The organism is Pseudomonas sp. PA-4-8C (genome assembly GCF_021606625.1).
Taxonomy (GTDB): domain Bacteria; phylum Pseudomonadota; class Gammaproteobacteria; order Pseudomonadales; family Pseudomonadaceae; genus Aquipseudomonas; species Aquipseudomonas lactis.
The window spans coordinates 1-7,626 of record NZ_WKCD01000267.1 but is presented as its reverse complement, the minus strand read 5'-3'; the positions used below and the strand labels follow the sequence as shown (position 1 = coordinate 7,626).

7 protein-coding genes and 1 pseudogene are annotated in these 7,626 nt (G+C 61.0%); 2 read left to right on the top strand and 6 right to left on the bottom strand.

Annotated elements, in window-relative coordinates; translation table 11 throughout:
• Nucleotides 1-129: pseudogene (locus GIW04_RS25290) on the top strand (ACP phosphodiesterase); the annotation flags it as partial.
• 122 nt (nucleotides 130-251) lie between these two features.
• On the opposite strand, the gene poxB reads toward GIW04_RS25290, so the two are convergent.
• The 4 genes from poxB to GIW04_RS25270 form a co-directional block, all read right to left on the bottom strand.
• Complete coding sequence (gene poxB, locus GIW04_RS25285; protein ID WP_003190707.1) at nucleotides 252-1,976, bottom strand: ubiquinone-dependent pyruvate dehydrogenase; 1,725 nt, start codon at nucleotides 1,974-1,976, stop codon at nucleotides 252-254.
• A 78-nt stretch (nucleotides 1,977-2,054) separates the two neighbouring features.
• Nucleotides 2,055-3,287 (bottom strand): NADH:flavin oxidoreductase/NADH oxidase family protein, encoded by a 1,233-nt coding sequence (locus GIW04_RS25280; protein WP_003190709.1) that lies wholly within the window; start codon nucleotides 3,285-3,287, stop codon nucleotides 2,055-2,057.
• Nucleotides 3,288-3,509: 222 nt separating this feature from the next.
• Entirely contained in the window at nucleotides 3,510-4,004 is a 495-nt protein-coding gene (locus GIW04_RS25275) for a DUF934 domain-containing protein (protein ID WP_003190711.1), read from the bottom strand.
• Nucleotides 3,988-5,646, bottom strand: a complete 1,659-nt coding sequence (locus GIW04_RS25270; RefSeq protein ID WP_003190712.1) for a nitrite/sulfite reductase — start codon at nucleotides 5,644-5,646, stop codon at nucleotides 3,988-3,990. Before GIW04_RS25270 ends, GIW04_RS25275 begins: the two co-directional genes overlap by 17 nt.
• Nucleotides 5,647-6,071: 425 nt before the next feature.
• Between GIW04_RS25270 and GIW04_RS25265 the strand changes: the two genes are divergently transcribed.
• Nucleotides 6,072-7,139 (top strand): ABC transporter substrate-binding protein, encoded by a 1,068-nt coding sequence (locus GIW04_RS25265; RefSeq protein WP_034135398.1) that lies wholly within the window; start codon nucleotides 6,072-6,074, stop codon nucleotides 7,137-7,139.
• On the opposite strand, the gene GIW04_RS25260 is transcribed toward GIW04_RS25265, so the two are convergent.
• A complete protein-coding gene (locus GIW04_RS25260) occupies nucleotides 7,136-7,354 on the bottom strand; it encodes a DUF2970 domain-containing protein (protein WP_003190718.1) in 219 nt (72 codons plus the stop codon). The genes GIW04_RS25265 and GIW04_RS25260 overlap by 4 nt on opposite strands.
• 61 nt (nucleotides 7,355-7,415) lie before the next feature.
• Nucleotides 7,416-7,626: hypothetical protein (locus tag GIW04_RS25255; RefSeq protein WP_236479305.1), on the bottom strand; the 211-nt coding region annotated here is incomplete at its 5' end.

Sequence of the window (7,626 nt, the reverse complement as noted above, 5' to 3'; positions counted from 1 at the left end):
CCGGAAGCCTACCTGGGCGGGGCGGGCAGTGTGTTCGATGAGGCGGGGAAGGTGTCGGACAAGACCAAGCCGTTCCTGCAGGCGTTCATCGATGCCTATGGCAAGTGGGTAGAAAAACAGAAAGGCTGAAATTAGCCCGGCAGCTGTAGGCGCGAGCTTGCTCGCGAAAAACTCGAGGACAACGCGTTCATTCAGGATGTCAGCGTTGTCGTTACGATCCTCGCGAGCAAGCTCGCTCCTACAGTAGGGGGTTATCGAAGCCAGTTGGTGCGTGCCAGCTCTATGACCTCATCGCCACGCCCGCTCATCACCGCCTTGAGCATATACAGGCTGAACCCCTTGGCCTGTTCCAGCTTGATGCTCGGCGGCATCACCAGTTCCTGAGTGGCGGTCACCACATCCACCAACACCGGTCCATCATGGGCCAGCGCACGGCGCAGGGCCGGCTCCAGGTCTTCGGATTGCTCCACCCGAATGCCCAAGATCCCCATGGCATTGGACATGGCCGCGAAGTCCGGGTTTTTCAGCTCGGTGCCAGTGTCCAGGTAACCCGCCGCCTTCATCTCCATGGCAACAAAGCCCAGGGACGAATTGTTGAACACCACCAGTTTGACCGGCAATTGCAGCTGCGCCAGGGAAATGAAATCTCCCATCAGCATGGTGAAACCACCGTCCCCAGACATCGAGATCACCTGCCGTCCAGGGAATGCCGCCTGGGCGCCGATAGCCTGAGGCATGGCGTTGGCCATCGAGCCATGGTTGAACGAGCCGATCAGCCGACGCTTGCCGTTCATCTTCAGATAACGCGCCGCCCACACAGTGGGTGAGCCGACATCGGCGGTGAAGATCGCATCATCATCGGCCAGCTCGCTGAGCAAGCGCGCCACATACTGGGGATGGATCGGCCTACCAGCCTTGGACGGTTGCGCCAGGTCATCCAGGCCTTGGCGGGCTTTTTCGTAGTGCTTCAGGGAGGTGTCGAGGAAGCTGCGATCGGTCTTGCGGGTCAAGCGTGGCAGCAGCGCGGCGATGGTTTCACTGACGTCGGCGGCGATGCCCAGGTCCAAGGTCGCACGGCGCCCCAGGGCTTGTGGGTTGCGGTCCACCTGGATGATCTTGGCGTCGGTCGGGTAGAACTGGCGATAGGGGAAGTCGGTGCCGAGCATGATCAAGGTGTCGCAATCGAGCATGGCGTGGTAACCGGAGCTGAAACCGATCAGGCCGGTCATGCCCACGTCGAACGGGTTATCCCACTCCACGTGCTCCTTGCCCCGCAGTGCATGCACCACCGGCGCGCCGAGGGCGTCGGCCAATGCCACCACCTGATCGTGGGCACCGGCACAGCCGCTACCACACAGCAGGGTAACTTTCTCGCTGCTCTGGAGCATGTCGGTGAGGCGCTGCAGGTCCTGCTCGACCGGCACGGTGCGCGGTGCGTGCAAGGCCGGCCACGGCTTGAGCTTATCTTCCACCTCCAACAGCGATACATCTCCCGGAATCACCACCACCGCCACGCCTCGGTTGAGGATCGCCGAACGCATGGCACGGTGCAGCACCTGAGGCATCTGCGCGGGGTTGCTCACCAGCTCGATAAAGTGGCTGCACTCCTTGAACAGTTCCTGGGGATGGGTTTCCTGAAAGTAATTCAGGCCCACCTCCGAGGACGGAATTTGCGCGGCAATCGCCAGCACCGGCACATGGTTGCGATGGCAGTCGAACAACCCATTGATCAAATGCAGGTTACCCGGCCCGCAACTGCCGGCGCACACCGTCAACTCGCCGGTGGCCGCCGCTTCGGCACCGGCAGCGAAGGCGGCAACCTCTTCGTGGCGCACATGCATCCACTCGATGCTGTCCATGCTGCGCAGGGCGTCGGTCAGGCCATTGAGGCTGTCGCCGGTCAGCCCCCAGATACGCTTGATACCCGCTTGTTCCAGGGTGGTCGCCAACTGCTGCGCCAAGTTGATTTTCGCCATGAGGAACTCCAATCGTCAGTGAGGTTGAAAAACTGCTGATCAGTAGGGGACAGTTCAATCACGGCGAATGCTCCGCCTTTAATGTGAAGATTGCGTCATGCTCGCGCGGTATTGCCGCGTACGCCGCGCGATAAACCACTGGTCACAGGCCAATGCCAGCCAGGGCGCAACGTTGGGGTTGGGCAGGCGTCCGCGGCTCAGGCGGCGCATCTGGTCGCGTACCACGGCGAGGGTGGCGAGGGCGGCCAGGGGTTTGCGCTTCCATTCCATGGGCCGCAGTTGTGGGTTGAGGTCGCGACCTTCACGCCACTGTTTGATCAGTTGCGGCTCCAGGGTCAGGGCGGTGGCGATGCCGGCCATGGCGATGCCGCTGTCCAATACTTGCTGGACCACCGGCAAGCGGCGAATACCTCCGGTCACCATCAGTGGCATGGTGGCGATGCGCGCCATTTGTGTGGCGAAATCCAGAAAGTAGGCTTCACGGGCCAAGGTGCGACCGTCCCGCGCCTCACCTTGCATGGCCGGCGCTTCATAGCTGCCGCCGGACAACTCAAGCAAATCGATCGGCAGTGTATTGAGCATCTCCACTACTGCGCGCGCATCGGTCTCATCGAAGCCGCCGCGCTGGAAGTCTGCGGAATTGAGCTTCACCGACACACAAAATGAAGGGCTGACATTGGCCCGCACGGCACGGATGACTTCCAGCAGCAGGCGTGCGCGGTTTTCCAGGGAGCCGCCCCAACGGTCGGTGCGATGGTTGCTCAAGGGCGAGAGAAATTGGCTCAACAAATAGCCATGGGCGCCGTGGATCTGTACGCCGGTGAACCCGGCTTGCTCGGCCAGGCGGGCGCTGGTGGCGAAGCGCTTGATGACGTCCTGGATGTCGTCTTCGGTCATGGCCTTGGGTTTGGCGAACATCTTGGAAAAACTGCCCACATCCAGCGCAATAGCCGAGGGTGCCAACGCTTGTTGACCGAGGTTGGCCATGGTCTGACGGCCCGGATGGCTGAGCTGTACCCAGAAGTGCACACCCTTGGCTCGGGCTACGTCGGCCCATTCACGAAAACTGGCCAGGTGTTGTTCGTTTTCCAGCGCGACACCGCCAGGGCCGGTCATGGCGCGGCGGTCGATCATCACGTTACCGGTCAGCAGCAGGCCGGGCTCACCGTCGGCCCAGGTCTTGTACAGCTGCTTGAGTGCTTGGGACGGCGCCTGATGCAGGTCCGCCATGTTCTCTTCCATCGCGGCCTTGGCGATGCGGTTGGCAATGACTTGGCCGTTGGGCAGTTGCAGCGATTCGAACGGTGACATGGGTTAACTCCTGAGCAGGGGAGGTCTCAGGCTAAGCTTAAAGTTAACTTTAATGTCAAGCGGGAGTCGATCACACAGGATTGACGGGCGATGGAGCTGTAGGAGCGAGGGGGACGCCTAGTTCTTGCTCGCGAAAAACTCGAGGACAACGCGTTCATTCAGGATGTCAGCGTTATCGTTCAGGTTTTTCGCGAGCAAGCTCGCTCCTACAGGGACAGGAGCTTAGCGGCGGCGGAACAGCGGCAAAGGTTCATCGGTGGCCGCTTGATAGGTCACCGAGAAATCCTTGAGGCTTTCCAGCGCTTCGTACGGGTCTTTGTCCGCGCGCAAGGCGAAGGCATCGAACCCGCAGCGGTGCAGGTAGAACAATTGGTCGCGCAGCACGTCGCCAATGGCACGCAGTTCACCCTTGTAACCATAACGGTCACGCAGCAGGCGTGCGTTGGAGTAGTTGCGCCCGTCGGTGAAGGCGGGGAAGTTCAGGGCGATGACCTGAAAGTGCTGCACATCATCACCGATTTCTTCGGCTTCTTCATCGGCGTCCAGCCAAACACCCAAACCGCCGTCGCGGGCCTTGAGCGCGTGGCCGTGCTCGCGCCACAGTGCCAGCGGCACGATCAGGTCGTCGCAGTTGGAGATGCCGTCGAAGCTCGCGTCCTTGGGCAGCAGGTGCCAGGTTTCGTCGACGACTGCGTTGTTCTTAATGATTCGCTGCATAGACACGCTCCTTGAACAGGTCGATGCCGATGCGCTGGTAGGTGTCGATGAAGCGCTCATCTTCGGTACGCTGTTCGATGTACACGTCGATCAGCTTGCCGATCACCTCCGGCATGGCTTCCTGGGCGAAGGATGGGCCGAGGATCTTGCCCAGGCTCGCATCGCGGCTGGCGCTGCCACCCAGGGACACTTGGTAGAATTCTTCGCCTTTCTTGTCCACGCCCAGGATGCCGATGTGGCCGACGTGGTGGTGACCACAGGCGTTCATGCAACCGGAGATGTTCAGGTCCAGTTCGCCGATGTCGAACAGGTAGTCCAGGTCGTCGAAACGGCGCTGGATCGACTCGGCAATCGGGATCGACTTGGCGTTGGCCAGGGAGCAGAAGTCGCCGCCCGGGCAGCAGATAATGTCGGTCAGCAGGCCGATGTTCGGCGTGGCAAAGCCGCCTTCGCGCAACTCGCCCCACAGGGTGAACAATTGGCTCTGTTCAACGTCCGCAAGAATGATGTTCTGCTCGTGGGAGGTGCGCAACTGGCCGAAGCTGTAGCGCTCGGCCAGGTCGGCGACCGCGTCCAGTTGCTTGTCGGTGATGTCGCCTGGCGCTACGCCGGTAGGCTTGAGCGACAAGGTCACGGCCACATAGCCGGGCTTCTTGTGCGCCAGGGTGTTGCGCGTGCGCCAGCGGGCGAAGCCTGGGTGTTGCTGGTCGAGTGCGGCCAGCTCGGCGTCCTGATTGCTCAGGGCCTTGTACTCAGGGTCGACGAAGTGCTTGGCGACGCGGTGTACTTCGGCTTCGGTCAGGGTGGTCTGGCCGCCGCGCAGGTGTTCCATTTCGGCATCGACTTTCTGGGCAAACACCTCAGGAGTGAGCGCCTTGACCAGGATCTTGATCCGGGCCTTGTACTTGTTGTCGCGACGGCCGTAGCGGTTGTAGACCCGCAGGATGGCGTCGAGGTAGCTCAGCAGGTCCTGCCAGGGCAGGAACTCGTTGATAAAGGCGCCGACCACCGGGGTACGGCCCAGGCCACCGCCGACCAATACGCGAAAGCCCAGCTCACCGGCGGCGTTGTACACCGGCTCAAGGCCAATGTCGTGCACTTCGATGGCCGCACGGTCGGAAGTCGAGCCATTGATGGCGATCTTGAACTTGCGCGGCAGGTAGGCGAATTCAGGGTGGAAGGTGGTCCACTGACGCACGATTTCACACCACGGCCGTGGGTCGATCAACTCGTCGGCAGCGACGCCGGCAAATTGGTCGGTGGTCACGTTGCGCAGGCAGTTACCGCTGGTCTGAATGGCGTGCATCTGCACAGTCGCCAGTTCAGCCAGGATATCCGGCACATCTTCCAGGGCCGGCCAGTTGAACTGTACGTTCTGGCGGGTGCTGATGTGGGCATAGCCTTTGTCGAAGTCGCGGGCGATCTTGGCCATCATCCGCGTCTGGCGCGACGTCAGTTGGCCATAGGGTACGGCCACCCTCAACATCGGCGCAAAGCGCTGAACGTAAAGGCCATTTTGCAGGCGCAGAGGGCGGAACTCTTCTTCGCTCAGTTCACCTGCTAAGTAGCGTCGGGTCTGATCACGGAACTGCTTGACGCGGTCCTCGATGATGCGCTGATCGTATTCGTCGTATACGTACATATAGGTCCTGTTCTCGGCAAATCTGCGCGCACGGCCGCGCACTCCCAACGGAGCCGGCGCACGATACCAGTTTGCGTATATGCGCAAAAGTGATGTTTGGGTATATGTAAATAACCAAACTGACTAATGAGAACCGTTATCGCCATACCCACATTTGTCATGGGGACAAGTGTGGTCTTTACTGTGATCGAGTCTGAGTGCAGTCACCTATAAAACCGACAAGAGGCGATGCGATGAGCAATTCCACCAAAGCCCGTAAACCCGACAGTACCGTGGACGCCTGGGCCATTTTATTTTTGATCATCCTGGTGGTGGGAACCGCCGTGTTCTGGGTTAGCCACCAGTAAAGCAGCAGGTTGATTGAGCCTCGATTGAATATCTAATTGCCACTATCATGGCGCTCTATATTCAAGGTTCAGGCAACCATGTTGAAGGTTCTGATGGCGTGTGTGTGGTTGCTGGGGTCGGCGTACGGGGCAATCGCCCAGGCTGCGTCGGTGGTGTTTCTCAACCCTGGCCGGTCTTCGGAAACCTTCTGGGTCAGTTACGCGCAATTCATGCAGGCCGGTGCCAAGGACCTCGGCCTGGATTTGCGCGTGCGCTATTCCGAGCGCGACAACCAAACCACCCTGGCCCATGCGCGGGAGGCACTGCTGGGCACTGAACGGCCCGATTACCTGGTGCTGGTCAATGAACAGTACGTCGCCCCGCAGATCATGCGCATGGCCCAAGGCAGCGGAGTGAAGTTACTGATCGTCAGCAACGCGCTGACGCCCGACCAGGTGCAGCTACTGGACGCCTACAACGATACCGGCTTGATCGGCACGATGGTTGCCGACGACGAGCAGGCGGGCTACCTGATGCTCACCGACTTGATGCGCCAGCACGGCCCGGTCGCTCCGGGCACCACACTTGACCTGCTGGCGTTTTCCGGCGCCAAGACCACGCCGGTCGCGCAACTGCGGGTACAGGGTATGCAGCGTGCCCTGGCCGAGCACCCCGAAGTGCGCCTGCGCCAGTTGGTGTACGGTGAGTGGAGCCGCCAGCGTGCATTCGAGCAGGCCAGCCAACTGTTCAAGCGCTACCCGCAGACCGCGCTGGTCTGGTCGGCCAACGATGAAATGGCGCTGGGTGCCATGCAGGCCCTGCAAGACACTGGCCGCGTCCCCGGCAAAGACGTGTTGTTCAGTGCGGCCAACAGCTCACCTCAGATCCTCGCGGCACGCCTTGATGGGCGCCTGAGTACCCTGGTGGCGGGACATTTCACCCTGGGTGGCTGGGCAATGGTGTTGATCCATGATGAGGCCAAGGGGGTGGATATCGGCGCCCGTGGCGGTCGCAACCGCCAGCAGGCGTTGTTCCAGTTGATCGACGCCGCCCAGGCACGCCGGCTATCGGGCCCCCTGCCATCGGTGGATTTTCGCGCGTTGTCAGCGGTGGGCAAGCCCGCGTCCTACCGTTACCCATTCAGCCTGCAACTGTTGCTGCGTTAAACCCCGGCCAGGTGCAGCACCAGCTTGACGATGCCAAACAGGGTCAAGGCAAACACCGCGGTGAACAGGATACCCAGCAGCACAAAGTGGCTGGGCTTGCCGTGGGTAAAGTCGCGGGCGCGGTTCTTGCCACTCTGTACACCAAAAGCCGCTGCCATGACGCTGTGCACCATCTGCCAGAAGGTGGGTGGTTTGTTGTCAGTAGGCTCGTCCATACAGCCCTCGTCTGCAAGGTGGTCCTAGAGAGCATAGACAACCCGACGGCGTCTGCTCATGTCACAGTACCTCCAGCCCAAGAAACAGCTCCTGGTCCAGCGGCGGCCTGATTTCGGCTTTTTCCAGGTTCACCACCGCGCGGTTGTCGGAGCGCGCCTGTTCGATCAGTTCTCTGCGGGTGAAGCGGCGCTCGGCGATGGTTTTCAGATGGCCGAATGCCGGTGTGGAGGGCGGGGTATCCGCGGCGGGGTAGTGGAAGTGGGCGTACCAC